Source organism: Pseudomonas sp. B12(2026) (genome assembly GCF_057767015.1).
In genome coordinates this window covers 2,081,199-2,106,608 of the sequence record NZ_CM173430.1, presented here as the reverse complement: position 1 = coordinate 2,106,608, position 25,410 = coordinate 2,081,199, and the positions used below count along the sequence as shown (strand labels likewise).

Annotated in this window: 25 protein-coding genes, 1 tRNA gene and 1 pseudogene; 16 read left to right on the top strand and 11 right to left on the bottom strand. The window is 67.1% G+C overall.

Translation table 11 applies throughout. The annotated features are described in order from the left end of the window. Window positions 1-92 precede the first annotated feature (92 nt). The 3 genes from AC3B6A_RS09910 to htpX all read left to right on the top strand — a co-directional run bounded on the left by AC3B6A_RS09910 (window position 93) and on the right by htpX (window position 2,819). Window positions 93-1,304 carry a pyridoxal phosphate-dependent aminotransferase gene (locus AC3B6A_RS09910; RefSeq protein WP_488402393.1) on the top strand — a complete coding sequence of 404 codons (1,212 nt, stop codon included), beginning with the start codon at window positions 93-95 and terminating at the stop codon, window positions 1,302-1,304. 28 nt (window positions 1,305-1,332) lie between these two features. Then, the gene (locus tag AC3B6A_RS09905) at window positions 1,333-1,773 is read left to right on the top strand and encodes a hypothetical protein (protein WP_488402391.1); all 441 of its coding nucleotides are present in this window, start codon (window positions 1,333-1,335) and stop codon (window positions 1,771-1,773) included. A gap of 173 nt (window positions 1,774-1,946) precedes the next feature. Continuing rightward, window positions 1,947-2,819: a protease HtpX gene (gene htpX / locus AC3B6A_RS09900; RefSeq protein WP_488402389.1), complete on the top strand. Its 873-nt coding sequence runs from the start codon at window positions 1,947-1,949 to the stop codon at window positions 2,817-2,819. A 57-nt stretch (window positions 2,820-2,876) separates the two neighbouring features. Here htpX and AC3B6A_RS09895 read toward each other — a convergent pair whose 3' ends face one another. Then, a complete protein-coding gene (locus AC3B6A_RS09895) occupies window positions 2,877-3,533 on the bottom strand; it encodes a thiopurine S-methyltransferase (protein ID WP_488402387.1) in 657 nt (218 codons plus the stop codon). A 169-nt stretch (window positions 3,534-3,702) separates the two neighbouring features. On the opposite strand from AC3B6A_RS09895, the gene AC3B6A_RS09890 reads away from it, so the two are divergent. After that, window positions 3,703-4,473, top strand: coding sequence for a DODA-type extradiol aromatic ring-opening family dioxygenase (locus AC3B6A_RS09890; protein ID WP_488402385.1), 771 nt, complete (start codon window positions 3,703-3,705; stop codon window positions 4,471-4,473). 292 nt (window positions 4,474-4,765) lie between these two features. Here AC3B6A_RS09890 and AC3B6A_RS09885 read toward each other — a convergent pair whose 3' ends face one another. Continuing rightward, window positions 4,766-6,460, bottom strand: coding sequence for a DEAD/DEAH box helicase (locus AC3B6A_RS09885; RefSeq protein ID WP_488402383.1), 1,695 nt, complete (start codon window positions 6,458-6,460; stop codon window positions 4,766-4,768). A gap of 338 nt (window positions 6,461-6,798) precedes the next feature. Between AC3B6A_RS09885 and AC3B6A_RS09880 the strand changes: the two genes are divergently transcribed. The 3 genes from AC3B6A_RS09880 (at window position 6,799) to AC3B6A_RS09870 (ending at window position 11,094) form a co-directional block, all read left to right on the top strand. Then, window positions 6,799-7,590, top strand: a complete 792-nt coding sequence (locus AC3B6A_RS09880; RefSeq protein ID WP_488402382.1) for a crotonase/enoyl-CoA hydratase family protein — start codon at window positions 6,799-6,801, stop codon at window positions 7,588-7,590. Window positions 7,591-7,852: 262 nt separating this feature from the next. Next, window positions 7,853-9,340, top strand: a complete 1,488-nt coding sequence (locus AC3B6A_RS09875) for a collagen-like triple helix repeat-containing protein (RefSeq protein ID WP_488402380.1) — start codon at window positions 7,853-7,855, stop codon at window positions 9,338-9,340. 86 nt (window positions 9,341-9,426) lie between these two features. After that, window positions 9,427-11,094, top strand: a complete 1,668-nt coding sequence (locus AC3B6A_RS09870) for a ShlB/FhaC/HecB family hemolysin secretion/activation protein (RefSeq protein ID WP_488402378.1) — start codon at window positions 9,427-9,429, stop codon at window positions 11,092-11,094. 7 nt (window positions 11,095-11,101) lie between these two features. On the opposite strand, the gene AC3B6A_RS09865 is transcribed toward AC3B6A_RS09870, so the two are convergent. Beyond that, window positions 11,102-11,848: a spermidine synthase gene (locus AC3B6A_RS09865; RefSeq protein WP_488402376.1), complete on the bottom strand. Its 747-nt coding sequence runs from the start codon at window positions 11,846-11,848 to the stop codon at window positions 11,102-11,104. Window positions 11,849-12,042: 194 nt separating this feature from the next. Here AC3B6A_RS09865 and AC3B6A_RS09860 point away from each other — a divergent pair. The 3 genes and pseudogenes from AC3B6A_RS09860 to loiP all read left to right on the top strand — a co-directional run bounded on the left by AC3B6A_RS09860 (window position 12,043) and on the right by loiP (window position 15,686). Beyond that, window positions 12,043-13,375, top strand: a pseudogene (locus tag AC3B6A_RS09860) (flavin-containing monooxygenase). 69 nt (window positions 13,376-13,444) lie between these two features. After that, entirely contained in the window at window positions 13,445-14,791 is a 1,347-nt protein-coding gene (locus AC3B6A_RS09855; protein WP_488402375.1) for a class II 3-deoxy-7-phosphoheptulonate synthase, read from the top strand. Window positions 14,792-14,924: 133 nt separating this feature from the next. Next, the gene (gene loiP, locus AC3B6A_RS09850) at window positions 14,925-15,686 is read left to right on the top strand and encodes a metalloprotease LoiP (RefSeq protein ID WP_488402373.1); all 762 of its coding nucleotides are present in this window, start codon (window positions 14,925-14,927) and stop codon (window positions 15,684-15,686) included. Between the two features lie 37 nt (window positions 15,687-15,723). Here the strand turns inward: loiP and AC3B6A_RS09845 are convergent, their stop codons facing one another. The 3 genes from AC3B6A_RS09845 to AC3B6A_RS09835 form a co-directional block, all read right to left on the bottom strand. Beyond that, window positions 15,724-16,941, bottom strand: coding sequence for a winged helix-turn-helix domain-containing protein (locus AC3B6A_RS09845; protein ID WP_488402372.1), 1,218 nt, complete (start codon window positions 16,939-16,941; stop codon window positions 15,724-15,726). A 59-nt stretch (window positions 16,942-17,000) separates the two neighbouring features. After that, the gene (locus AC3B6A_RS09840) at window positions 17,001-17,471 is read right to left on the bottom strand and encodes a DUF3291 domain-containing protein (protein WP_488402371.1); all 471 of its coding nucleotides are present in this window, start codon (window positions 17,469-17,471) and stop codon (window positions 17,001-17,003) included. A gap of 76 nt (window positions 17,472-17,547) precedes the next feature. Then, a complete protein-coding gene (locus tag AC3B6A_RS09835; RefSeq protein WP_488402370.1) occupies window positions 17,548-17,778 on the bottom strand; it encodes a DUF1127 domain-containing protein in 231 nt (76 codons plus the stop codon). A gap of 97 nt (window positions 17,779-17,875) precedes the next feature. Between AC3B6A_RS09835 and AC3B6A_RS09830 the strand changes: the two genes are divergently transcribed. From AC3B6A_RS09830 to AC3B6A_RS09820, 3 genes are all read left to right on the top strand, one after another. After that, window positions 17,876-18,727: a LysR family transcriptional regulator gene (locus tag AC3B6A_RS09830; RefSeq protein ID WP_488402369.1), complete on the top strand. Its 852-nt coding sequence runs from the start codon at window positions 17,876-17,878 to the stop codon at window positions 18,725-18,727. 122 nt (window positions 18,728-18,849) lie between these two features. Next, window positions 18,850-19,299, top strand: a complete 450-nt coding sequence (locus AC3B6A_RS09825) for a MarR family winged helix-turn-helix transcriptional regulator (RefSeq protein WP_488402367.1) — start codon at window positions 18,850-18,852, stop codon at window positions 19,297-19,299. Between the two features lie 147 nt (window positions 19,300-19,446). Further along, window positions 19,447-19,875, top strand: coding sequence for an organic hydroperoxide resistance protein (locus AC3B6A_RS09820; protein ID WP_488402366.1), 429 nt, complete (start codon window positions 19,447-19,449; stop codon window positions 19,873-19,875). Window positions 19,876-19,938: 63 nt separating this feature from the next. On the opposite strand, the gene efp is transcribed toward AC3B6A_RS09820, so the two are convergent. Both efp and earP read right to left on the bottom strand, forming a co-directional pair. Then, window positions 19,939-20,505: an elongation factor P gene (gene efp / locus AC3B6A_RS09815; protein ID WP_488402365.1), complete on the bottom strand. Its 567-nt coding sequence runs from the start codon at window positions 20,503-20,505 to the stop codon at window positions 19,939-19,941. A gap of 42 nt (window positions 20,506-20,547) precedes the next feature. Continuing rightward, the gene (gene earP / locus AC3B6A_RS09810; protein ID WP_488402363.1) at window positions 20,548-21,675 is read right to left on the bottom strand and encodes an elongation factor P maturation arginine rhamnosyltransferase EarP; all 1,128 of its coding nucleotides are present in this window, start codon (window positions 21,673-21,675) and stop codon (window positions 20,548-20,550) included. A gap of 149 nt (window positions 21,676-21,824) precedes the next feature. On the opposite strand from earP, the gene AC3B6A_RS09805 reads away from it, so the two are divergent. Continuing rightward, window positions 21,825-21,914: transfer RNA gene (locus tag AC3B6A_RS09805), tRNA-Ser, on the top strand. Window positions 21,915-22,317: 403 nt separating this feature from the next. Beyond that, window positions 22,318-22,569: an outer membrane lipoprotein OprI gene (gene oprI, locus AC3B6A_RS09800; RefSeq protein WP_015477867.1), complete on the top strand. Its 252-nt coding sequence runs from the start codon at window positions 22,318-22,320 to the stop codon at window positions 22,567-22,569. A 132-nt stretch (window positions 22,570-22,701) separates the two neighbouring features. On the opposite strand, the gene AC3B6A_RS09795 is transcribed toward oprI, so the two are convergent. The 3 genes from AC3B6A_RS09795 to AC3B6A_RS09785 all read right to left on the bottom strand — a co-directional run bounded on the left by AC3B6A_RS09795 (window position 22,702) and on the right by AC3B6A_RS09785 (window position 24,706). Next, a complete protein-coding gene (locus AC3B6A_RS09795) occupies window positions 22,702-23,679 on the bottom strand; it encodes a L,D-transpeptidase family protein (protein WP_488402361.1) in 978 nt (325 codons plus the stop codon). A gap of 73 nt (window positions 23,680-23,752) precedes the next feature. After that, the gene (locus AC3B6A_RS09790; protein ID WP_488402360.1) at window positions 23,753-24,031 is read right to left on the bottom strand and encodes a hypothetical protein; all 279 of its coding nucleotides are present in this window, start codon (window positions 24,029-24,031) and stop codon (window positions 23,753-23,755) included. 69 nt (window positions 24,032-24,100) lie between these two features. Beyond that, a complete protein-coding gene (locus AC3B6A_RS09785) occupies window positions 24,101-24,706 on the bottom strand; it encodes an arylesterase (RefSeq protein ID WP_488402359.1) in 606 nt (201 codons plus the stop codon). Between the two features lie 10 nt (window positions 24,707-24,716). On the opposite strand from AC3B6A_RS09785, the gene AC3B6A_RS09780 reads away from it, so the two are divergent. Then, window positions 24,717-25,400, top strand: coding sequence for an ABC transporter ATP-binding protein (locus AC3B6A_RS09780; protein WP_488402357.1), 684 nt, complete (start codon window positions 24,717-24,719; stop codon window positions 25,398-25,400). Window positions 25,401-25,410: the final 10 nt, after the last annotated feature.

The following is a 25,410-nucleotide window of genomic DNA, read 5'->3' as shown; positions in this document are numbered from 1 at the left end:
AGCACTTCCGAACCGTTCATTTGACGCCAGTCTGTCACCCGCGTTACAGCCTGCCAAGCCGCCGGCCGCGGACTACTTCGGAATCCCAGATCATGCAGGTCACCAAATCGAACAAGCTCGCCAACGTCTGCTACGACATCCGCGGGCCCGTGCTCAAGCACGCCAAGCGCCTGGAAGAGGAAGGCCACCGCATCCTCAAGCTGAACATCGGCAACCCGGCGCCGTTCGGTTTCGAGGCGCCGGACGAAATCCTCCAGGACGTCATCCGCAACCTGCCCACCGCCCAGGGCTACAGCGACTCCAAGGGCCTGTTCAGCGCGCGCAAGGCGGTGATGCAGTATTACCAGCAGAAGCAGGTGGAAGGCGTCGGCATCGAGGACATCTACCTGGGCAACGGCGTCTCCGAGCTGATCGTGATGGCCCTGCAGGCGCTGCTCAACAACGGTGACGAGGTGCTGATCCCGGCGCCCGACTACCCGCTGTGGACCGCCTCGGTGTCCCTGGCCGGCGGCAAGCCGGTGCACTACCTGTGCGACGAGCAGGCCGGCTGGTTCCCCGACATCGCCGACATGAAGGCGAAGATCACCAGCAACACCAAGGCCCTGGTGCTGATCAACCCGAACAACCCCACCGGCGCGGTGTACTCCCGCGAGGTGCTGCTGGACATCGTCGAGCTGGCGCGCCAGCACAACCTGGTGATCTTCTCCGACGAGATCTACGACAAGATCCTCTACGACGAGGCCCAGCACATCTCCACCGCGTCGCTCGCGCCGGACGTGCTCTGCCTGACCTTCAACGGCCTGTCCAAGTCCTACCGGGTGGCCGGCTTCCGCTCCGGCTGGATCGCCATTTCCGGTCCCAAGCACAAGGCGCAGAGCTACATCGAGGGCCTGGACATCCTGGCCAACATGCGCCTGTGCGCCAACGTGCCGAGCCAGCACGCGATCCAGACCGCGCTGGGCGGCTACCAGAGCATCAACGACCTGGTGCTGCCCGGCGGGCGCCTGCTGGAGCAGCGCAACCGCGCCTGGGAACTGCTCAACGACATCCCCGGGGTCAGCTGCGTCAAGCCGATGGGCGCGCTCTACGCCTTCCCGCGCATCGATCCGAAGGTCTGCCCGATCCACAACGACGAGAAATTCGTCCTCGACCTGCTGCTTTCCGAGAAGTTGCTCATCGTTCAAGGCACCGCCTTCAACTGGCCCTGGCCGGATCACTTCCGGGTGGTTACCCTGCCCCGTGTCGATGACCTGGAACAGGCCATCGGCCGCATCGGCAACTTCCTGAAAAGCTATCGCCAATAAATCATCGCCAGTGAATCCCAGCGCATAAATGGACCTGCAGATCGACGACTTCTACAAGGACAGCGCAGCCGGCCTGCTGACGCTCTACCAGGCCTTCCCGCGCAAGATCGCCCTCTACGTCGAGGACCTGATCGGCCGGGAAGAGCCCGACGAGTTCGGCCTGCCCAGCCCGCGCCACCAGAGCTGCCTGGGCGCGCTGCTGTGGCTGGCCGACGAAGGCTACCTGCGCTTCGAGACGACGATCCGCTACGAAGCGCTGGACCAGGCGGTGCTCAGCGAAAAGGCCTTCATGCGCCTGACCCGCATCCTCCCGCACGCCGTGCGCCCCGACGACGACCTGCCACCCAGCGTGCGGCGCGACCAGGCCACCCTCGCCAACCAGTTGCGCGAGGCGCTGGCCAGCCGCCACGGGGAACGCATCGCCCGGCTGACGCGTCTACTCTTCGAGAGCGACCTCGGGCGCCCGTGATACGGGCATGCGACACAGTTTGAAATAGTCCCCGAGTTGAATCGCCTGGGGGCCAAACGTATATACCCCGCATACTATCCAGCGATCCCGGGCCCTGCGGTGCCCGGCGATCCGGAAGGCCGCGTTCCCAGGCGGTTTTCCCCCAATCCAGCCGCGAGGAGAAGCTTTACGCCATGATGCGCATCCTGTTGTTCCTGGCCACCAACCTGGCAGTTCTGGTGATCGCCAGCATCACCCTGAAACTGCTCGGGGTGGACCGTTTCACCGGCCAGAATTACGGTAGCCTTCTGATTTTCTGTGCGGTCTTCGGCTTCGCCGGCTCGCTGATCTCGCTGTTCATCTCCAAGTGGATGGCGAAGATGAGCACCGGCACCGAGATCATCAGCCAGCCGCGCACCCGCCACGAACAGTGGCTGCTGCAGACCGTGGAAGAACTGTCCCGCGAGGCCGGCATCAAGATGCCGGAAGTGGGCATCTTCCCCGCCTACGAAGCCAACGCCTTCGCCACCGGCTGGAACCGCAACGACGCACTGGTCGCGGTCAGCCAGGGCCTGCTGGAGCGCTTCTCCCCTGAAGAAGTGAAAGCCGTGCTGGCCCACGAGATCGGCCACGTGGCCAACGGCGACATGGTCACCCTGGCGCTGATCCAGGGCGTGGTGAACACCTTCGTGATGTTCTTCGCGCGCATCTTCGGCAACTTCGTCGACAAGGCCATCCTGAAGAACGAGGACGGCCCGGGCATCGGCTACTTCGTCGCGACCATCTTCGCCGAACTGGTCCTGGGCATCCTCGCCAGCATCATCGTCATGTGGTTCTCGCGCAAACGCGAATACCGCGCGGACGCCGCCGGCGCCCACCTGGCCGGCAGCGGCGCGATGATCGCCGCCCTGCAACGCCTGCGCGCCGAACAGGGCGTGCCGGTGCAGATGCCCGACTCGCTGCAGGCCTTCGGCATCAGCGGCACCCTCAAGCACGGCCTCGCCGGCCTGTTCATGACCCACCCGCCGCTGGAAGACCGCATCGAAGCCCTGCGCGCCGCGCGCTGAGGCACCGGCTGCAACGAAAAGGGCGACCCTCGGGTCGCCCTTTTTCATGCCTGCGCGTCAACCGCGCCGCAGGTCGAACACCACCTCGTCCAGCCGGCTGACGCCACGATCGCGGAACCTGGGATTCTCCGCCAGCACATCGAGGCGCTCCCGCTCCTCCAGTTGCCAGCCGGCGGCGAAATGCCGGCGCACTTCCTCGGCGAGGACGGCGAACGGCGGGCCGTCCATTTCCGCCTGCGGATACTCCAGCGTCACCAGCAGCGCGCGTACCTGCGGCGGCAGGTGGCGTTGCAGGTGCGCCACGTAGTCCGCGCGCATGTCCGGCGGCAGGGCGATCAGCGCGGCGCGGTCGTACAGCGCCGAGCATCCGCCCAGGTGTGCGGCCGTGGTGTCGAAGAAATCCCCTTGGAGAATCTCCAGCCGCTCGTGGCGATAGCGCCGCAGCGGACCGTCCTCGCTGACCCGGGGCTCGACGCCCAGCCCGGCGAAGAAGTCGTGCACCGCGCGCTCCGCCAGCTCCACGCCGAGCACGCGGAAGCCCTGCTGCGCCAGCCAGAGCATGTCCAGGCTCTTGCCGCACAGCGGCACCAGCACCTGCGCGCCCTCGGGCAATTGCAGCGCCGGCCAGTGGCGCGCGAGCCCGGGGTTCACCGCGTTCTGATGGAAGCCGATTTCATTGCGCGCCCAGCGCGCCTGCCAGAAGTCGTGTTGCATGGGGAAGTCCCGATTGCGGAGGCGTTGCCCCACATGATCGGCAATCCGCCCGGCATGCGCCAGCCGTCTTGCCAGGGATATCGCCGGGCTCGATGGATATCGTCGAAAACCTATACTGGTCGCCGATCAATCCAGGGCTGAACATAAGACATCCCCAACGAGGTTCTCCATGCTCCCTACCCTGTTCATCTCCCACGGCTCCCCCATGCTGGCGCTGGACCCCGGCGCCAGCGCCGCGCCGCTCCAGCGCCTGGCCCGCGAGCTGCCGAAGCCGAAGGCGATCCTGGTGGTTTCCGCCCACTGGGAATCCACCGACCTGCACGTCAGCGCCACCGCCCTCCCGGCGACCTGGCACGACTTCTACGGCTTCCCGCCGGAGCTCTATGCCGTGCAGTACCCGGCCCCCGGCTCACCGGAACTGGCGGCGCGGGTCGCCGAGCTGCTGGAGCAGGACGGCCTGTCCGCCACCCTGGACGCCGAGCGCCCGCTGGACCACGGCGCCTGGGTGCCGCTCAGCCTGATGTACCCGCAGGCGGACATTCCGGTGGTGCAGCTGTCGCTGCCCAGCCGCCTCGGCGCGCCCATGCAGGACCGCATCGGCAAGGCCCTGCGCGCGCTGCGCGACGAAGGCGTGCTGCTGATCGGTTCGGGCAGCATCACCCACAACCTGGGCGAGCTGGACTGGCACGCCGGGCCCGACGTCATCGAGCCCTGGGCCAGGGCCTTCCGCGACTGGATGGCCGAGCACCTGGCGGCCAACGACGACGCAGCCCTGTTCGACTACCGCCGGCAGGCCCCCTGGGCGGTGCGCAACCACCCCAGCGAGGAACACCTGCTGCCGCTGTACTTCGCCCGCGGCGCCGGCGGCGCGCCCATGACCGTGGAGCACGCCGGCTTCACCCTCGGCGCGCTGGGGATGGATATCTACCGCTTCGGTTGAGGGCGGCCCCGGATCGCCCCGTAGGATGGCGTGGAGCGAAGCGATACCCATCGATGACCACCCCGAACACGCTGATGGGTATCGCAAGCTCCACCCATCCTACGGACTGAAATTCGCAGCTCTCGCAGGAGCGGACCTTGTCCGCGATGGTCCGGCGTTGCGCCAGGATTCACGGACAAGGTCCGCTCCTACAAAAGCGCGCCAATCCACAGTGCAGGGTAAGTCCCAGCCAAACCCGGAAACGAAAAAGCCCCGCCTAGGCGGGGCTTTTTCATGCGCGGACGACTGGGGATCAGTCTTCGCGGTAGCGGCGCAGGCGCAGGGCCTTGCCGGCGACGCGGGTGTCCTTGAGCTTGGTCAGCAGGCGGTCGAGGTTCTCGTCCGGCAGCTCGATCAGGCTGAAGGTCTCGCGGATCTGGATGCGGCCGATGGCCTCGCGGGACAGGCCGCCCTCGTTGAGGATGGCGCCCAGCAGGTTCTTCGCCTGCACGCCATCACGGGCGCCCAGGGCGGTGCGGCAGCGGGACTTGCCTTCCGACGGCGGCGCCATCGGGCGGCGCTCGCCGCGGTCCGGACGCTCGCCACGCTCACCACGGTCGCTGCGCTCGCCACGCTCGTAACGGTCGCTGCGCTCACGCGGGGCGGCCGGGGTCAGCGGCTGTTCACGGCGCACCGATTCCAGGTCCAGCGCCTTGCCTTCGGTCAGCTTGGCCAGCAGCACGGCGGCCAGGGTGTCCATGTCGGTGCCCAGGCGGCGGCACAGCTCGTCACGCACGGCGCCGCGGTTGGCGACGGCGTTGCCCAGCAGCGGCTGCAGGCCGGTGGCCAGGCGCGACAGGCGCGCTTCCAGCACGGTGTCGGCGTCCGGCAGGCGGACTTCGCCGACCTTCTGCCCGGTCACGCGCTCGATCACCTGCAGCATGCGGCGCTCGCGCGGGGTCACCAGCAGCAGCGCGCGGCCTTCGCGGCCGGCGCGGCCGGTACGGCCGATGCGGTGCACGTAGGATTCCGGGTCATACGGCATGTCCACGTTCAGCACGTGGGTGATGCGCGCCACGTCCAGGCCGCGGGCGGCGACGTCGGTGGCGATGACGATGTCCAGCGAACCGTCCTTCAGCGACTCGATCACGCGCTCGCGCTGGGCCTGCGGCATGTCGCCGTTCAGCGCGGCGGCGCGGTAGCCCTGGCGCTCGAGCAGCTCGGCGATGTCCAGGGTGGCCTGCTTGGTGCGGACGAAGCCGATCAGCGCGTCGAACTGCTCGACTTCCAGCAGGCGCAGGATCGACGCCGGCTTCTGGTCGGCGTGGACCATCAGGTGCACCTGCTCGATGCGCGCGACGGTCTGGGTCTTGGCGGCGATGCGGACGTGCTTGGGCTCTTTCAGGTGGCGTTCGGCGATGCTGCGGATCGAGGCCGGCAGGGTCGCAGAGAACAGCACGGTCTGGCGGGTTTCCGGAAGGGCCTCGAAGATCACTTCGAGGTCGTCCATGAAGCCGAGCTTGAGCATCTCGTCCGCCTCGTCGAGGACCAGGTGCTGGACGGTGGACAGCAGGTTCTCGTCGCGGCGCAGGTGGTCGCACAGGCGGCCCGGAGTGGCCACCAGGACCTGGGCGCCCTGGCGCAGGGCCTTGAGCTGCGGGCCCATGGGCGCGCCACCGTAGACGGCGACGACACCGACGCCGGGCATCTGCTTGGAGTAGGTTTCGCAGGCGGTCGCCACCTGCAGGGCCAGTTCGCGGGTCGGGACCAGCACCAGCACCTGCGGTACGCGGCGGTTCGGCTCGATCTTCGACAGCAGCGGCAGCGCGAAGGCGGCGGTCTTGCCGGTGCCGGTCTGGGCCTGGCCGATCATGTCGTGGCCTTCGAGGATCACTGGGATCGACTGGGCCTGGATCGGCGACGGCTCTTCATAACCGACGGCGGCGATGGCCGCGAGAATACTGGGGTGAATACCGAGCGCGGCGAAGCCGGCGGTTTCCTGGGTCATGGGTTTTGCCTCTAGGTACATCCGCAAAGACCCAATAGCCGAGCTGCGCATGCCCTGTACGACAATGAAGTCACCCAGGCAGCTGGAAGCGGGGATTTGCGAAATGAAGATTGGAAGAATACGTCAAGGAAGTCCGCACAGCGGACGCACAGGACAGAGCGCGAAAGCTCCGAAAAATGCAGGTCCAAAACGGGGCCTTGGCTTGGCCGGCGCGCATCATACCGGAAAATAGCGCTTCATGTGCGTCTTTTCGGACAAGGCCCGGCGAACGGTCGCACCTAGACTTGCCCGGCAAGGCCGGCTATACCGAGCAGGCCCCTCCCAGCCGGATGCCGTCGATGAAGCCCAGCAGCGCCCCCCGCATCACCCGTGAACGCCAGGACCACGTCCTGCTGATCGGCCTCAACCGGGTCGAAAAGCGCAATGCCTTCGACCTCGACATGCTCAATCAACTGGTGCTCGCCCTGGGCGACTACGAGCGTGACGAGCAGTTGCGCTGCGCCCTGGTGTTCGCCCACGGCGAGCACTTCACCGCCGGGCTCGACCTGGGCAATGTCGCCGACACCTTCCGCGCGGGCTGGCAGTTGCCCGGCGGCGCCGTGGACCCCTGGGGCACCTTCGGCGGACCGCGCCTGACCAAGCCGCTGATGGTCGCCGCCCAGGGCTACTGCTTCACCCTCGGCATCGAGCTGATGCTGGCGGCGGACATCAACCTCTGCGCCAGCAACGCCCGCTTCGCCCAGATGGAGGTGCAGCGCGGCATCTTCCCGTTCGCCGGCGCGACGTTGCGCCTGCATCAGGTCGCCGGCTGGGGCAATGCGATGCGCTGGCTGCTCACCGGCGACCAGTTCGATGCCCACGAGGCCTGCCGCCTGGGACTGGTGCAGGAAGTCACCGCCCCCGAGGAACTGCTGCCCCGCGCCCTGTGGATGGCGCATCGGGTCGCCGCCCAGGCGCCGCTGGGCATTCGCGCCACCCTGGCGTCGGCCCGCCAGTGCCGGGACGAGGGCGAGCTGGCCGCCGCGCGCGCGCTACCGGCCATGGCCAGCGAGCTGCTGTCCAGCGAGGACGCCCGGGAGGGTCTCAGGGCCATGCAAGAGAAACGCGAGGGCCGCTTCAGCGGAAAATGAGCGAACGCTGAAATCCAGGCCCGGGCCCGGGCCCGGGCGAAAAGCGCTATATCCAAGGTATTAAAAAGCGCCCGGAAAGCGCGGTTAATTACAAAGTTTTATCTTATGAATCATCGTCTTACGAGCAACAAAACGACTATATACAAGTTCCGATTTCGCGTTCGGAAGCAAATCCCTACAACTGACATCGAGCGCAGCGCAGTGACTCGCCGGACATGCCGTTCGAGCCGCGCTGGATCCAGTCCCTCAAGGAGGAACTCGCATGTCAGGCCCGATTCGCGTCTTCGCACTTTCCCTTCTGGTCGTTGCCCTGTCGCTGCAGGGATGCAGCAGTAACGGCGGCAGCAGTCATCATCGTTCCGCCAGCGACAGCGGCCAGGACAGCAGCGCCGACTCCGGCTCCGGCGACGGTGGCTCGGGCGGCAGCGGCGGCGGGACCGGCAGCGGAGACGGCGGTAGCGGGGGCAGCGGCGGCACCGGCACGGGTGTCGGAGACGGTGGCACGGGCGGCACTGGCGGCGGCAGCGGAGGGACAGGCGGTACGGGCGGCGGCAGCGGCGGTAGCGGCGGCACGGGCGGCACCGGCGACGGCACAGGCGGTGGCGACGGCAGTACCAGCGGCGGCTCCACCACGCCCAACCTCACCACCAGCAATATCCTCAGCGACACCGGCGAGGTGGTGTCCAGCGTTGGCGGCACCCTGGGGACCGTGGGCGGCGTGGTGCAGAACGTCGACGTCCCGCTGCTCGGCAGCGGCGTGACCGACGGCACCGGCGGCGTCATCCAGCAGGTTGCCGCGGGCGTGGACCACGTCGGCGACGGCATCACCGACGGCCTGGGCAACCTGGCCAACAACCCCAACGCCATCGGCACCACCCTGGCCGGCCCGACCAACCTGGTCAGCCACACCGGCGAGGCGGTCAGCAGCCTCGGCGGCACCGTAACCGCCGTCGGCGACGCTCCGCTGCTGGCCAGCACCCCGCTCAACGGCGTCACCAATCAGGTGGGCGACGTGGTGGACGGGGTCGGCGGCCAGATCACCATGCTCGGCGACTCCCTCACCGGCGCGGTCACCACCGGCCCGCTGAGCCAGTTGACCACCCAGCTCAGCGGCACCACCACGAGCCTGGCGGGCACGGTGGAGAACACCACCAGGACCGTCGCCACCAGCACCGGCCTGTCGGCGCCGGTGAACAACCTGCTGACCAGCATCGGCACCGCCGTGACCCAGACCGGCGATCAACTGAGCAGCCAGAGCCCGGCGCTGGCCCCGGTCGGCGGTGTCGTCAGCAATACCGGGCAGGTCGTCACCGATGCCGGCGGACTGGTCAGCGGCAGCACCACGGGCAGCAGCAATCCGGTCGGCGGGCTGCTCGGCGGCGTCACCAGCACGGTGGGCACCGTCACCGGTTCGCTGGGCAGCACCACGGGCACCGGCACCTCGGTCGGCGGCATCACCGATACGCTGGGAACCGTCACCGGCACCTTGGGCGGCACGACAGGCGGCAGCACGGGCGGCCTGCTCACGGGTGTCACCAGCACGCTCAGCGGCGTGACCGGCAGCGGCGGCCTGGTAGCAGGCGCCGGGGTCAGCTCCGCCAGCACCAGCGACAGCACGGGGGTTGCCGTGGGCGCCGGCGTCGGCAGCACCAGCGGCACCACGACCCAGAGCGGCCTGCTGGGCACGGTCGGCAGCACGCTCGGCGGCCTGGGCGCCGGGCTGGGGGTTGGCGTCGTGGCGCCCCGGTAATCAACCCGTTCTCGCCCATACCGTGGTAGCCAGGAGCCGATAACGGCTCCTGGCCCTCGCTGAAGTCGGCCTCATGGAGGAGCCAGATGCGCAGACTCGCCACCCTCGCCCTGTTGTTGGCCAGCCCCTTCGCCTGGGCTGAACGTCCGATCCAGCTCCCCGGGTCCGACATCGAACAGACCCTGCCCCGCCCCAACCTGCCCGGCGGCGAACTCCGCCCGACGGCGCCCAGGGTCAGCGCGCCGGCGCCGGAGGCCGAGCAACCCGGGCGGATCCTGCAGCAGCGCGTCCAGCTCAAGCGCATCGAGATCGCCGGCGGCGGCCACTACCCGCTGGCCACCTGGCGCCCGCTGCTGGAGCCGCTGACCCGGCGGCCCGTGCAGGTCAGCGAACTGGTGGCGGCGGCCAAGGCCATCACCCGGCGCTACCAGGCCGACGGCTTCTTCATCTCCTTCGCCTACGTGCCCAACCAGGACTTTCGCGGCGGCGTCGCGCGCATCGTGCTGGTCGAGGGGCATATCAAGGAGGTGCGCAGCAACGGCGGGCTGGGCGCCCACCAGGCCCGCGTGGACCGCTGGATCGCCCGCCTGAAGGCCGAACGGCCGCTGACCCGCGAAAGTTTCGAGCGCTTCAGCGTGCTGATGAGCCGCGTACCGGGCCTGCAGCTGGCGATGGCGCTCAAGCCGCCCACCACCAACGACGGCGGCGCGCTGCTGGAGCTGGCCGGCACGGCGAAGCGCGTCACCACCGGCATGAACCTCGATTCGCGCCGTGGCGAGCAGCGCGGCCTGTTCAACGCCACCGCGATGTCCCTGCTCGGCTGGGGCGAGCAACTGCAATTCAGCTACCTCTACCCGCCGGGCGAAGACGAGGAGCACTACCGCGCCTGGAACTACAGCCAGCTGCTGGGCGACAACGGCCTGCAATTGCTGGCCGGCTACAGCCAGTACGACTCGCGCCCGGAAGACCACCTGCGCCTGGCCAACGGCCTGGAGTTCGCCCGCAAGCGGGAGAACGAAAGGTTCAACCTGGGGTTCGGCATCCCGCTGCTGCTGCGCCGCGACCTGACCTGGGACCTGAACCTGCGCGGCTACACGGTGAACGACACCAGCCGCTACGACCTGGTGGTGCCGGACATCCCCTACCGCGTCGAGCAGAAGAGCAAGCTGCGCGTCGTCGGCGTGGATACCTCGGTCCAGCAGTTCGCCGCCAAACGCGTGCGCGCCGGCAGCCTGGCGGTCTACCAGGGGCTGAACGGCATGGGCGCGCAGACCCTGGAGCCGGTGCGCAAGGACTTCACCCGCGTGCTCGGCTACGGCGCCCAGCAGGATCAGTTCGGCGCACACTGGCAAGGCGTCGCCACGGCCGGCTTCCAGTGGACCGACGACGTGCTGCCCGACTCGGAACAGGTCACCTACGGCGGCAGCAACTTCGGCCGCGGCTACCCGAGCGACCAGGCCAGCGGCGACAAGGGCTGGGGCGCGGCCTACGAGGTGAACTATTCGTTCCTGCGCCAAAGCGTGGTGCTCAATCAGGTCCAGCCCTACCTGGTGGTGGACACCGCGCGCACCCACTACGTCCAGGACGGCCTGCCGGACGCCCGGCTCGGCTCGGCGGCCCTCGGCCTGCGCCTGACCAACCGCAAGCACTACCTGGTGTCGATGGAAGTGGCCAAGCCGTTCGGCGACCGCGCGCTGGACAACAACGAGCGCAGCCCGCGCCTGAACTTCGCCTTCAGCTACCAGATTCCCTGAGGGCGGCTCACTGCGCCGGGCGCAGCGAGTCGATGTAGGTCCGCAGCGGGTAGCCGAGCGCCGGCTCCAGGCTGCCGGCGCGCTTCTTCAGCCCGCGCAGGCTGAGCTCCTGGTCGAGGTCGGCGGGCACGAAGACGATCACGTTGCCCTCCGGCACCGGGCATTCCCAGTAATGGCGGTTGAAGCGGCCGCGCAGCAGCGCGGCGCCCAGCGGACGTCCGTCGTCGGTGCTCCACTGGTTGATCACCAGCCAGCCGCCGGGGCGCAGGCGCTCGCGGCAGGCGCCGAGGAAGTCCCAGGCGATGTGCGCCGGCGCGGGGCCGGTATCGGTGTACAGGTCGAGGAAGATCAGGTCCGCCGGCTCGCAGCGCTCCAGTTCCTGCACCGCGTCGCCGATGCGCAGGTTCAGGCGCGGGTCGTCGTTCAGCCCCAGGTGCTCGCGGGCCAGCCGGGGGATCGCCGGGCGCAGCTCGATGGCCTCAACCTCGTCCAGCGCCAGGTACTTCAGGCAGGCCTGGGTGAGGCTGCCGGCGCCGAAGCCGAGGAACAGCGCGCGGCGCGGCTGCGCGTGGCACAGCGCGCCGAGCAGCATGGCGCGCGAGTAGTCGTATTCCAGCCAGCAGGGATCGTCCATCAGCACGCAGCTCTGCTCGACCTCGTCGCCGAACTCCAGGTAGCGGTAGTCGCCGCTTTCCACGACGCGGATCACACCGAACGCGTCGCGCTCCTCGACGATCAGGCGTTGCTCGTTCATGCCCGCGCTCCCGGGAGGGCGACTGTGACATTGCGGTCCGCCAGGATGCGCAGACGGCGCGGTTTGCCATTGAACTGCGAGGGCTGAAGCACGTGATAATCCTTCGAAAACAGGCAGGGATCGCCTGAGCGGCCAGGAACCGGCAGCCAGGCCCGAAAGCCGCAAGAATAACAGCCCAAGAGGCACAACCCAGCATGCATGCCATTATCGGCGCGGGCCCGGCCGGCCTCGCCGCCGCCCGCCAGTTGCAGAAGTACGGCATTCCCTTCACCGGCTTCGAGCTGCACGGCGACGTCGGCGGCCTGTGGGACATCGACAATCCCCACAGCACCCTGTACCACTCCGCCCACCTGATTTCCTCCAAGGGCACGACCCAGTTCGACGATTTCCCCATGGACACGGACGTCCCCCCTTATCCGCACCACACGCAGGTGCTGCGCTACTTCCAGGCCTACGCGCGGCACCATGGCCTGCACGGCCACTACCGCTTCAACACCCGGGTCACCGCCCTGCTCCGCCAGGAACGCGGCTGGCGGCTGCGCTGCGAACGCGACGGCGAAGTGCACGAAGGCCTGTTCGACGGCGTGCTGATCGCCAACGGCGCCCTGCACACGCCCAACCTGCCCCGGCTGCCCGGCGACTTCGCCGGCGAAATCCTCCACGCCAGCCAGTACCGCAGCGCCGACTGCTTCGCCGGCAAGCGCGTGCTGATCGTCGGCTGCGGCAACTCCGCCTGCGACATCGCGTGTGGACGCCGTGCACCGCGCGCGTTCCGTGGACCTCTCGGTGCGCCGCGGCTACCACTTCCTGCCCAAGTTCTGCCTGGGCCGGCCGATCGACACCTTCGGCAACCTGCTGCGCCTGCCGCGCCCGCTCAAGCAGCGGCTCGACGCGGCGCTGCTGCGCCTGCTGATCGGCCGCCCCTCGGACTACGGCCTGCCCGACCCCGACCACCGCCTGTACGAGTCGCACCCGGTGGTGAACTCGCTGGTGCTGCACCACCTCGCCCACGGCGATATCCGCGCGCGCCCCGACCTGCAACGCCTGGAGGGGCAGCGCGTGGCGTTCGCCGATGGCGAGTGCGGGGAATACGACCTGATCCTGCTCGCCACCGGCTACCGCCTGGACTACCCCTTCATCGACCGCGCGCAGCTCAACTGGCCCACGGACTGCGCCGCGCCGCAGCTGTACCTCAACGCCTTCCACCCGCAGCACGACGACCTGTTCATGCTCGGCATGCTCGAAGCCTCCGGCCTGGGCTGGCAGGGGCGCGCCGAACAGGCCGAGCTGGTCGCCCTCTACATCCGCCAGCTGGCGGCGGGCAACCCGGCCGCCGAGCGCTTCCGCCAGTTGAAGCGGATGCTCGCCGGGCAGCGCATCGACGGCGGCTACCGCTACCTGCCGCTCGACCGCATGGCCTGTTACGTGGACCGGGACAGCTATCGCCGCACCGTGGGCGAGCACATCGCCGAACTGCGCCGCGACCTGCCGCGCACCTGCCCGCGCGCACCGCTGACGGCGCACTGAAGACGCGCTGCGCGCGGGGCGAGCTGATACCATGGGAGTTCACCGCCCATAGCCGCGAACGAGCCACCGATGAGCCTGCCCTGGAGTCCCGAGAGCTGGAGAAGCAAGCCGATCCAGCAACAACCCGCCTATCCCGACGCCGCGCACCTGGGCGACGTCGAGCGCACCCTGGCCGGCTTCCCGCCGCTGGTGTTCGCCGGCGAGGCCCGCGAGCTGCGCCGGCAGTTCGCCGAGGTCACCGCCGGGCGCGCCTTCCTGCTGCAGGGCGGCGACTGCGCCGAGAGCTTCGCCGAATTCTCCGCGGCGAAGATCCGCGACACCTTCAAGGTGCTGCTGCAGATGGCCGTGGTGATGACCTTCGCCGCCGGCTGCCCGGTGGTGAAGGTCGGGCGCATGGCCGGGCAGTTCGCCAAGCCGCGCTCCTCCGGCGAGGAAACCGTCGACGGCGTGACCCTGCCGGCCTACCGCGGCGACATCGTCAACGGCATCGGCTTCGACGAGAAGAGCCGCGTGCCGGACCCGGAACGCCTGCTGCAGGCCTACCACCAGTCCACCGCCTCGCTGAACCTGCTGCGCGCCTTCGCCAGCGGCGGCTTCGCCGACCTGCACCAGGTGCACCAGTGGAACCTGGACTTCATCGCCAACTCGGCGCTGTCCGAGCGCTACCAGCAGCTCGCCGCGCGCATCGACGAAACCCTCGCCTTCATCCGCGCCTGCGGCCTGGACACCGCGCCGCAGCTGCGCGAGACCAGCTTCTTCACCGCCCACGAGGCGCTGCTGCTGAACTACGAGGAAGCCTTCATCCGCCGCGACAGCCTGACCGGCGGCTGGTACGACTGCTCGGCGCACATGCTGTGGATCGGCGACCGCACCCGCCAGCTCGACGGCGCCCACGTGGAAATGCTGCGCGGCGTGGGCAACCCGATCGGCGTGAAGGTCGGCCCGAGCATGGACAGCGAGGAACTGATCCGCCTGATCGACATCCTCAACCCGGACAACGACCCGGGCCGCCTCAACCTCATCGTGCGGATGGGCGCCGACAAGGTCGGCGACGGCCTGCCGCGCCTGATCCGGACCGTGCAGCGCGAAGGCAAGCAGGTGCTGTGGAGCTCCGACCCCATGCACGGCAACACCATCAAGGCCTCCACCGGCTACAAGACCCGCGACTTCGCGCGCGTCCTCACCGAAGTGCGGCAGTTCTTCGAGGTGCACCGGGCCGAGGGCAGCTACGCCGGCGGCATCCACATCGAGATGACCGGGCAGAACGTCACCGAATGCATCGGCGGCGCCCGCCCGATCACCGAGGCCGGGCTGAGCGACCGCTACCACACCCACTGCGACCCGCGCCTGAACGCCGACCAGTCCCTGGAGCTGGCCTTCCTGATCGCGGAAACCTTGAAGCAGGTGCGTCGCTGAAGCCGATACAGGCCTGAGAAAAGTCCTAAACGCCCGTCCTTGAATTGATCCAGCCGGGGCGCCTTCCTAAAGTGGGCGCCCTTCGTGCGGCCCCCGCACCCGTGGCACTCCCATCAATCCAAGGAAGAACCCAATGTACCTGCACCGCTCCCTCCTCATCCTGCTCATCGGCACCAGCGCCGCGCTCACCGGCTGCCAGAACATGTCCACCGACGGCCTCGCGCAATCGGGCCTGATGGCCATTAAGGCCGCCACCCTGAGTGACGCCGAGATCAAGCAGGTGGCTGATGAATCCTGCGCCAAGATGGACTCGGAGGCGCAAATCGCCCCGGCCTCCAACGCCTACACCCAGCGTCTGGACAAGATCGCCGCCGCCCTGGGCAATCCGCTCACCGGCACCTCGATCAACTACAAGGTCTACGTCACCAAGGACGTCAACGCCTTCGCCATGGCCAACGGCTGCGTCCGTGTCTATTCCGGCCTGATGGACCTGATGAACGACAACGAAGTGGAAGGTGTGCTCGGCCACGAGATCGGCCACGTCGCCCTCGGCCACGTGAAGAAGGCCACCCAGACTGCCTACGCTACCTCCGCCGCGCGCACCGCCGCGGCCTCTGCAGGCAACAGCACCGTCGCCGCCCTGTCGCAGTCGCAGTTGGGTGAAATCGGCGAAGCGCTGATCAACGCGCAGTTCTCGCAGTCCCAGGAATCGGCGGCCGACGACTACTCCTTCGACCTGCTGAAGAAGCGCAGCATCAAGCTCGACGGACTGGCCAGCGCCTTCGACAAGCTGGCCAAGCTGGACGGCGGTGCCGACAGCAGCATGTTCGACTCCCACCCTGGCTCCAGGCAGCGCGCAGAGCACATCCGCCAACGCATCGCCAGCGGCAAGTGACCTACCCGGTGAGCCTCCTTGCGAGGCTCACCCTGTCTCAGACCTCAGCCAGCAGCCTCTGCAGGCGTACGCCCGACGGCCGCCGGCAATTCACTTCCACGCGCGCCAACCCCAGCCAGTTCGCCATCTCGTCAAGCTGCCGCGCCAGCGCGTTCCAGTCTTCCTCACCCAGCCCCTTCGCCTCCTCGTGAACGGCGTGCACCACCAGTTTTCCCGCCGCCCGCTCGGCGCGCAGGTCCACCCGCGCCACCAGGCGCTCGCCGAACAGGAACGGCAGCACGTAGTAGCCATACACGCGCTTGTGCTGCGGCGTGTAGATCTCCAGGCGGTAGCGGAAGTCGAACAGCCGCTCGGTACGCGCGCGCTCCCAGACCAGCGAGTCGAACGGCGACAGCAGCGCACTGGCGTTCACCTTGCGCGGGACCACCGCGTCCGCCGGGCAATAGGCCGGCGCCTGCCAGCCCTGCACCCGCACCGGCAGCAGCTCGCCCTCCTCCACCAGCTCGGCGAGGCGCGCCTTGCTGTCGGCCGGTTCGAGGCGGAAGTAGTCGCGCAGGTCCTTCTCCGTCGCCACGCCGAGGGCGCGCGCCGAATGCAGCAGCAACTGGCGCTGCGCCCAGGACTCGTCCGGTTCCGGGCCGTCCAGCATCGACGCCGGCAACACCCGCTCGGGCAGGTCGTAGAGTCGCTCGAAGCCGCGCCGGCCGGCGACCGTCACCTCGCCGGCGGCGAACAGCCACTCCAGCGCATGTTTCTCCGCGCTCCAGTCCCACCAGGGACCGGCGCGCTCCTCGCGGGTGCTCAGGCTGCCGGCGCCCAGGGCGCCCTGGTCGCGCACGGCGTCCAGCACGCGGCGGATCACCGGCTGCTGTTCGCGGCCGAAACGCGCGAGCTGCTGGTAGATGCCGCGCCCCTCGGACGCCCGGCGCATGCGCCAGCGCATCAGCGGATAGAGTTCCAGCGGCAGCAGCGAGGCCTCGTGCCCCCAGTATTCGAACAGGCGCCGCTGGCGGCCGGAACTCCAGGCGGCCTCCTCCAGCATCGCCTGCGGATAGGCGCCCAACCGAGAAAACAGCGGTAGGTAGTGGGAGCGCACCAGGGCGTTCACCGAGTCGATCTGCAGCACGCCCAGGCGCTCCAGCAGCGCCCGGACATGGCGGCGCTGCACCTCGGCCGGCCGCCGCAAGGTGAACCCCTGGGCGGCCAGCGCCAGGCGGCGGGCCTGTTTGACGGACAACGACTCGGCAATCGGCATCGACTCACTCCACGATCGGACAGACCCTGGAGCCTAGCGCCAAACAGTGCCGCGATCACTCAGCTCGATACCGGGACGCGCCCGGGCATCTGCCAGGGCCTGGCGAAGGTGAACGCCTCGGCGGAAGGCCCCTGCGCCTGCAACAGTTCCAGCTTGCGCCGCGCCATCGTCACGTCGGGCAACGCCCCCGCCGGCAGCCACCACAGCGCCAGGCTCGGGGTCGGCAGCTTCTCCATCCAGTCGCGCCTGTCGCGCAGCACGGCCAGGTGCTCGCCGCCGTAGACGTACTCGCGCAGCGCCTCGACGGAGGTCCAGAGCGACAGGTTGACGATGATCAGCGGGTCGTCGAAGGCACGGATCGCGGTGGCGTCGCCCTCGTCGGTCTGCAGGCGCCAGACGAAGCCGGGACTGGCCTCGGCCAGCCGGTTGATGTGATCCAGCTGATCGACGAAGCCTTTCATCAGGGGGTGGTCCAGTGGCGCGCGGGCCTTGGCAATATTGACTTGGGCGAGGTGGTAGTTCGAAGGCATGGGGCATTCCCTGGCAAAGTGGTTTATCCGCTACAACGACGGGCGGCACCGCGTTTCCGCGTGCCGCCCGTAGCGCTCAGCGTTTCAAGGCATCGATCCAGAACGGCCGCTCGATTTCCGCCTGGATATCGGCGCGGCTCAGGCCGATATCCTTGAGCGCCTCGTCGCTGAGACTAGCCAACAGGCGGCGCTGGTACGCCTGCGCGCGCCATTGCAGCACGCGGTACAGGGCACGCTGCCACAGCGGTGCGAGCGGCGACTGGTGGATGTGATAAGGCATCGATACGAAACCCGGTTGAGCTTTCATCGCGCATCCCTCCATGTGGGTCTGGATGCAGTCTCGCCCCAGCGCTAAGATCAATCCAACGAATCATTCTTATGCATTCCATTTCGGAGATTGATGAATGAGCAGCTACCCCAGCATCGACAGCGAACTGCTGCGCACCTTCGTCGCCATCGCCGATCACGGCGGCTTCACCCGCGCCGCCGAGATGGTCAACCGCACCCAGTCGGCGGTGAGCATGCAGATGAAGCGCCTGGAAGAGGACGTGCTGGAGCGCGTGCTGTTCGAGCGTGAAGGACGGCAGGTGCGGCTGACGCCGGAGGGCCAGGTGCTGCTGGGCTATGCGCGGCGCATCCTGCGGCTGCAGGGCGAAGTGTTCAACACCCTGCGCCAGCCGCACATGGTCGGCGCGGTGAAGATCGGCACGCCGGACGACTACGTGATGCGCTTCCTGCCGGAGATCCTCTCGCGCTTCGCCCAGGCCTACCCGCTGGTCCAGGTGGAGGTGCATTGCGAGTCGTCGTCGCAACTGCTGATCCGCAACGACCTCGACCTGACCATCGTGACCCGTGAACCCGGCACTGAGATCGGCCAGCTGCTGCGCCAGGAACCCTTCGTCTGGATGGCCGCCGAGGGCTTCTGCCCGCAGGAGCAGCGCCCGCTGCCGCTGGCGATGTTCAATACCGCCTGCTTCTGCCGCGCCTGGGCCTGCAATGCCCTGGAGGCGCTGGAGATCGACTACCGCATCGCCTACAGCAGCCCGAGCCTGTCGGCGCTGTTCGCGGTGGCCAGCGCCGGCCTGGCGGTGACCGCGCAACTGCGCAGCCTGCTGACCGGCAACCTGCGCATCCTGGGCGAAGAGGAAGGGCTGCCGCTGCTGCCCAACGCCAGCATCGTGCTGCTGCGCGGCCCCCGGATGACGCCGGTCACCGACAAGCTGGCGGAATACATCGTCGACGGCTTCAGCGCCTGACGGCAGGCAGGGATCGCGTCCGCAGCCGGGAATCGGCGTGGTCGCTGTTCAACAAATAGCCATCGCGCTAAATTAATGCGCAATTATCTGTTCATCTCGGGCATTCCCCCAGGAGACGCGCGATGACCCAGCCAGACCCGACCTGCGAAGCGCTCAAGCTCGACAACCAGCTGTGCTTCGCCCTCTACTCCACCTCCCTGCAGATGACCAAGGTCTACAAGCCCCTGCTGCAGGCGCTGGGACTCACCTACCCGCAATACATCGCCATGCTGGTGCTGTGGGAAGGCGACGGCATCACCGTTGGCGAGATCAGTGCGCGGATGCTCACCGACCCGGGTTCGCTCACCCCCCTGCTCAAGCGCCTGGAGGCCGAAGGCCTGATCACCCGCACCCGCAGCCAGGCCGACGAACGCGTGGTGCTGCTGCGGCTGACCGACAAGGGCCGCGACCTGCGCCGACAGGCGGAGAGCATTCCGGGCTGCATCCTCGCCAGCAGCCGTCTAACGTTGGAGAGGCTCCAGCGCCTCCAGCAGGAACTGGTGGAGCTGCGCGAACAGCTGCAAGCCCCGTAATCCGGGGCTTATGCCAGATCGCACCGTTCTTTAGTCCGAAATCTTCCGAAATTTATCTTGCGCACTAAATTAAATAGAACTAACTTTCACCTCACGCACTGCTTAGTGCACAAGATATTAACCAGCCAGACAATCGGAGAGACCGCCATGCAAACCATCAAAGCCCTCTACACCGCCACCGCTACCGCCACCGGAGGCCGCGACGGCCGCGCCGTTTCCTCGGACGGCATCCTCGACGTGAAACTGAGCACCCCGCGCGAGCTGGGCGGCCAGGGCGGCGAAGCCACCAACCCCGAGCAACTGTTCGCCGCCGGCTACTCCGCCTGCTTCATCGGCGCCATCAAGTTCGTCGCCAGCCAGAGCAAGAAGCAGATCCCGGCGGACGCCTCGATCACCGGCAAGGTCGGCATCGGCCAGATCCCGGGCGGCTTCGGCCTGGAAGTGGAACTGAACATCAGCCTGCCGGGGCTGGATCGCGCCGAGGCCGAGGACCTGGTCGCCAAGGCCCACCAGGTCTGCCCCTACTCCAACGCCACCCGCGGCAACATCGACGTGCGCCTGAACGTCAGCGTCTGAGTCCAGACGCCAGAAACGAAAAAGCCCGGCAGATGCCGGGCTTTTTCTTGTCTCGGTTCAGGCTCAGGCCTTGACGCGGGACTTGTACTCGCCGGTGCGGGTATCGATTTCGATCGAGTCGCCGATTTCGCAGAACGCGGAAACCTGCAGCTCGGCACCGTTCTTCAGGCGAGCGGTCTTCATCACCTTGCCGGAGGTGTCGCCACGGACGGCCGGCTCGGTGTAGACGATTTCGCGAACGATGGTGGTCGGCAGTTCGACGGAGATCACTTTCTCGTTGTAGAACACCGCTTCGCAGACGTCGGTCATGCCGTCTTCGATGAAGGTCAGCACGCCTTCCAGGTCGTCCTTCTCGATCTCGTACTGGTTGAACTCGGTGTCCATGAAGACGTACAGCGGGTCCGCGAAGTAGGAGTAGGTCACTTCCTTGCGATCGAGGATGATCGGCTCCAGCTTGTCGTCGGCCTTGAACACGGTCTCGGTGCCGGCACCGGTCAGCAGGTTCTTCAGCTTCATCTTGACGACAGCAGCGTTACGGCCGGACTTGTTGAACTCGGCCTTCTGGATGACCCAGGGGGAGCCATTGATGTTGGCTACCTGACCGGCGCGAAACTCTTGTGCGGTTTTCATACGATTATCCGATTGGATTGGAGACAAAAAACAGGGGTCGTATCATAGCCAATTTGTATAAAAACGCACCAGCCCCGCCGCAAGATCGGTTTGTTCGCTCAGGCGCCGCTGCCAATCGCCAATCCACGCCGCCCATTGCGGCAGCATGGTATCCAGGCGGCGCCAGGCTTCGCCGAGATCGCCCCGGCCGTTCCAGGCCAGCCAGCAGTCGCGCACGGCCGCGCGCAAGGGCTCGTCCATCGTCTCGCCAGCCAGCGCCAGGAATGCCTCGAGCTTTTCCAGGTGCACCTCGTCGTCCTGCTGGTAGATGTGCCAGATGAACGGCCGTCCCGCCCACTGGGCGCGCACGAAGGAATCCTCCCCGCGCACGGCGTTGATGTCGCAGCACCAGAGCAGGCGGTCGTAATCCTCCTGGCGGACGAACGGCAGTACCTGCACGCGCAACCGCCCACGCGAGAAACCCTGCCCGACACCCAGCGCATGCCCCGCCCAACGCTCGACATCCCCCAGCACCCGGCCTTCCGGCACCAGCAGCAAGGTTGGCTGAGCGGCGTCCGCCAGCGCGTCCAGCCAGGCCGGCAGCGCGGCGTTCTCGTAGGCGAACAGCGAAACCAGGCGCTCCGCATCGCCCACCTGCACGCCCAGTGACGCCAGGAATCGCGCCTGCGCCCCGGGATCGGCCTGGAAGGCATCGCGGCGCAGGATCAGGTCCGACTCGCGCAACAGTCCCCCGGTGTTCGGGCGGAAGCCTGGAAAGTAGAAGAACTTCTGCAGGCCATTCGGCTGCAACGACGGCAGTCCATGGCAGGACTCGACCCAGGCTTCGGCGCTGAGGTATTCCAGGTTCAGCCACAGCGGCGGCGCGCTGCGCCTGCACATCGCCTCTATATAAGTGGCAGGCAAGGTGCAGGCGAACGCCTCGATCACCACATCGGCCGCGCTGCTTTCCGCCAGGGCCTCGGGCCAATGCAGAACCTCCACCCCGGAATGCCACTGGGTAGCCGCCTGGCGGTCGGCCTCGGGGCACAAACGGGCGAACGCCGACAGATCGTCCACCCACAGGCGCACCACCTGGCTGTGCTCCACCGCCAGCTGCCGCGCCAGGCGCCAGGTGACGCCGATATCCCCGTAGTTGTCGACCACGCTGCAGAATATGTCCCAGCTCGCCATCGCATCCGCCTTCGCTTCGTAGCGGCCCAGTTTACCCGTGAGCCGGCCTTTTCACCTTAAGCCGATGAATCCGTTGAAAAAACATTTGCGTTTAGGAAAACCTTTGAGTAAAGTGCGCGCCTCGACAGACACAGCGCTGTCGAGAATCTGGTGAGGTGTCCGAGCGGTTGAAGGAGCACGCCTGGAAAGTGTGTATACGGGAAACCGTATCGAGGGTTCGAATCCCTCCCTCACCGCCAGATCATGAAAAAGCCCGGCTAAGCAATTAGCCGGGCTTTTTCGTTATGTCCCAACACTTTCTTCATGCCAGCAAGTTGCCACTTGGACAACTGCATCACGGCGACTATAGATAAACAGTTGTTCGATCATTGCCGGCAGTCATCCGACAGCCCGCCTCCCCGCGCCGGAAACAGACTGGCCTCCAGTTTGACACCCATTGGAAACACTCCTTTGCCAGATTGGACAGTTTTTGCCCAAATCCGCCGCGGACAACTGCAAACAGCGACCTAACATGAAAAAAAAGTGCCGTACTTGCGTCCGGTCAGTTTACTTACTACAAGTAATGGGTACTATGTAGTCCGGCTAATTTCCCAGTCATGGGAGATTGCTTTTAATGGAAATGTCCACCTTAAGGGGAACACGATGAACAACGTTCTGAAATTCTCTGCTCTGGCCCTGGCTGCCGTTCTGGCCACCGGTTGCAGCAGCAACTCCAAAGAAACCGAAGCTCGCCTGACCGCTACCGAAGACGCCGCTGCTCGCGCTCAAGCCCGTGCTGACGAAGCCTATCGCAAGGCTGACGAAGCTCTGGCCGCTGCTCAGAAAGCCCAGCAGACCGCTGACGAGGCTAACGAGCGCGCTCTGCGTATGCTGGACAAAGCCAGCCGCAAGTAATAGATCTTCGGATCTGTTAGAAAACCGACCCCTCGGGGTCGGTTTTTTTATGCCCGCGGATTTTTCATGCCTATAGAAAGTGCGGGCAAGAAAAAGCCCGCTCGAAGCGGGCTCTTTCGAAACAGCGGCAAGTTATTGCAGCGGCATGGCGTTCTGATCGACCGTGGCCGCAACCGGCGAACCCTGCACTTGCGGCTGGGCAATGGCGACCGGCAGACCGTCTTCGGCGGCCACTACTTCACGCACCACATCCCAGTCCATCTGCATCTGGCTGGCGATATCTTCGCGCTTGAGCAGCGCATTGATCACCGCAGTGTGCTTGTCGACCACCGACGGATCACCCTTGTCGTCGATCGGCGCATGGGCTTCCAGATAGATCTTGCCTTCGCTGCGGCCGAACTTGTACGGCTCGTTGATGATGCGCACCGGAGTTCCCACCGGGATCATCGAGAACAGCTCGGTCACATCCCAGTTGTACATGCGGAAGCAACCGTGGCTGGTGCGAGTGCCGATGCCGAACTTCTTGTTCGAGCCGTGGATCAGGTAGCCATGGAAACCCAGGCTCATCTTGTACGGGCCCAGCGGGTTATCCGGACCCGGCGGCACCACGGACGGCAGCGGATCACCATCAGCGGCATGCTCGGCACGAATCGACGCCGGCGGGTACCAGGCCGGATCCTTGGTCTTGGCGATCACACTGGTGGCGCCGATCGGCGAACCCCAGCCTTCGCGGCCGATACCCAGGGCGTAGGTGTAAACCACGTTCTTGCCCTTGGGGAAGTAATAGAGGCGGTACTCGGCGATGTTGATCACCACGCCTTCGCGCGGCCCCGGCGGCAGGACGAAGCGGGTCGGAATGATGACCTCGGTGCCCACGCCCGGCAGCCAGGCATCGACGCCCGGGTTGGCGGCCATCATTTCGGCATAGCCGAGGCCGTACTTCTCGCCGAGGTCGGCGAAGGTGTCTTCGTACTTGGCCTTGATCACCTGGACCTGACCGACGATATCGTCGCCCTGGGGCGGCAGCGGCAATTCAATAGCAGAGACGGGGCCGGCCGAAAGCAACGCGGCTAAGGACAGCGAGCAGGCGGCAATAACGCGCGACAACATCCGGGAATCCTTGACGGGGACAATGGGCAAAGGGCCGACAGTTTACCATTGCCGAGCGCCTCGCTGGGAGATATCAGACGAGCCAGGAGGCCCGCGCACCGCGCTTTTCCCGTTCCAGCTGCTTCAGGCAGGCGCTGCAGATGCGCCGGTCGCGCAGCAGCGGCTTCTCAAGCCCGCGCCAGAGCGGCTGGGCCGGCAGCAGGCTGCCGCAGAGCGTGCGATCGGCCGGCGTCCCCAATTCCAGCTGGCGCGCAACGAGATGCACCCGGACCTCGCGGCAGGCGAACAGATCCAGCTGCTCATCGGGTTCGATCAGCTGGTAGGCGAAGTGAGTCCAGGCGGGGCGCGGCATAGGGGCTCCAGAAGGGTGCGCAAACATAGCCGAAAGGCGGTTCGCGGGGAAGCCTTGAAACAGCGGAATTCAGAGCAGCGGCTTGAGCGCCGGCCACACGTTGTCGAGCAGCCTGGACTGCGCGGCCGCCGCCGGATGGATGCCATCCGCCTGCATCATCCCCGGCACTCCGCCGACACCGTCGAGGAAGAACGGCACCAGGGCGATTTTCTGCTCCTTGGCGATCGTCTCGAACACCCTGGCGAACGCATCGGTATAGCGCTGCCCGTAATTGGGCGGCAGCTTCATGCCCAGCAGCAGCACCCTGGCGCCCGCATCCCGGGACTGCGCCACCATGGAAGCAAGATTCTGTTGCAATTGCGCCGGCGCCATTCCGCGCAGCCCGTCATTGCCGCCCAACTCGATCACCACCAGCGTCGGCTTCTGCTGCGCAAGCAGCGCCGGCAGGCGCGCCAGGCCGCCCGCGCTGGTGTCGCCGCTGATCGATGCGTTGACCACCCGGTAGTCGAAACCCTGCGCCTTCAGGCGCCGCTCCAGCAGGCTCACCCAGCCCAGGCTGGTATCCAGCCCCAAACCGGCGCTGATACTATCGCCGACGACCAACAGCGTCTGCGCCGCGGCCTGCTGCGTGATCAGAAGCAACGCCAGGCAGCCGCCCATTAGCCATGCACGCATCGGATTCTCCATGAGCGAACGCATTCTCACCGCGCGGAACCTTAGCAAGGTTGTTTCCAGCGCGGAAGGCAAGCTGACCATCCTCCACGACCTCTCCCTCGACCTCGCCCGCGGCGACAGCCTGGCCATCGTCGGCAGCTCCGGCTCGGGCAAATCCACCCTGCTCGGCCTGCTCGCTGGACTCGACCTGCCCTCCGGCGGCGACATCGTCCTGCTCGGCCACGCGCTGGGCAGCCTCGACGAGGACCAGCGCGCCCGCGTGCGCGCCGCCCACGTCGGCTTCGTGTTCCAGTCCTTCCAGCTGCTCGACAGCCTCAACGCCCTGGAGAACGTCATGCTGCCGCTGGAGCTCGACGGCCGCGCGGACGCCCGGCAACGCGCCCGCGAGCTGCTCGACCGCGTCGGCCTCGGCCAGCGCCTGACCCACTACCCGCGCCAGCTCTCCGGCGGCGAGCAGCAGCGCGTCGCCATCGCCCGCGCCTTCGCCGCCGAGCCTGACGTGCTGTTCGCCGACGAACCCACCGGCAACCTCGACACCACCACCGGCGAGCGCATCAGCGACCTGCTCTTCGAGCTCAACCGCGAGCGCGGCACCACCCTGGTGCTGGTGACCCACGACGAACGCCTGGCCCACCGCTGCCAGCGCCTGATCCGCCTGGAAAGCGGCCACCTGATCGACCACGCCGAACCCTGACGGACATTCG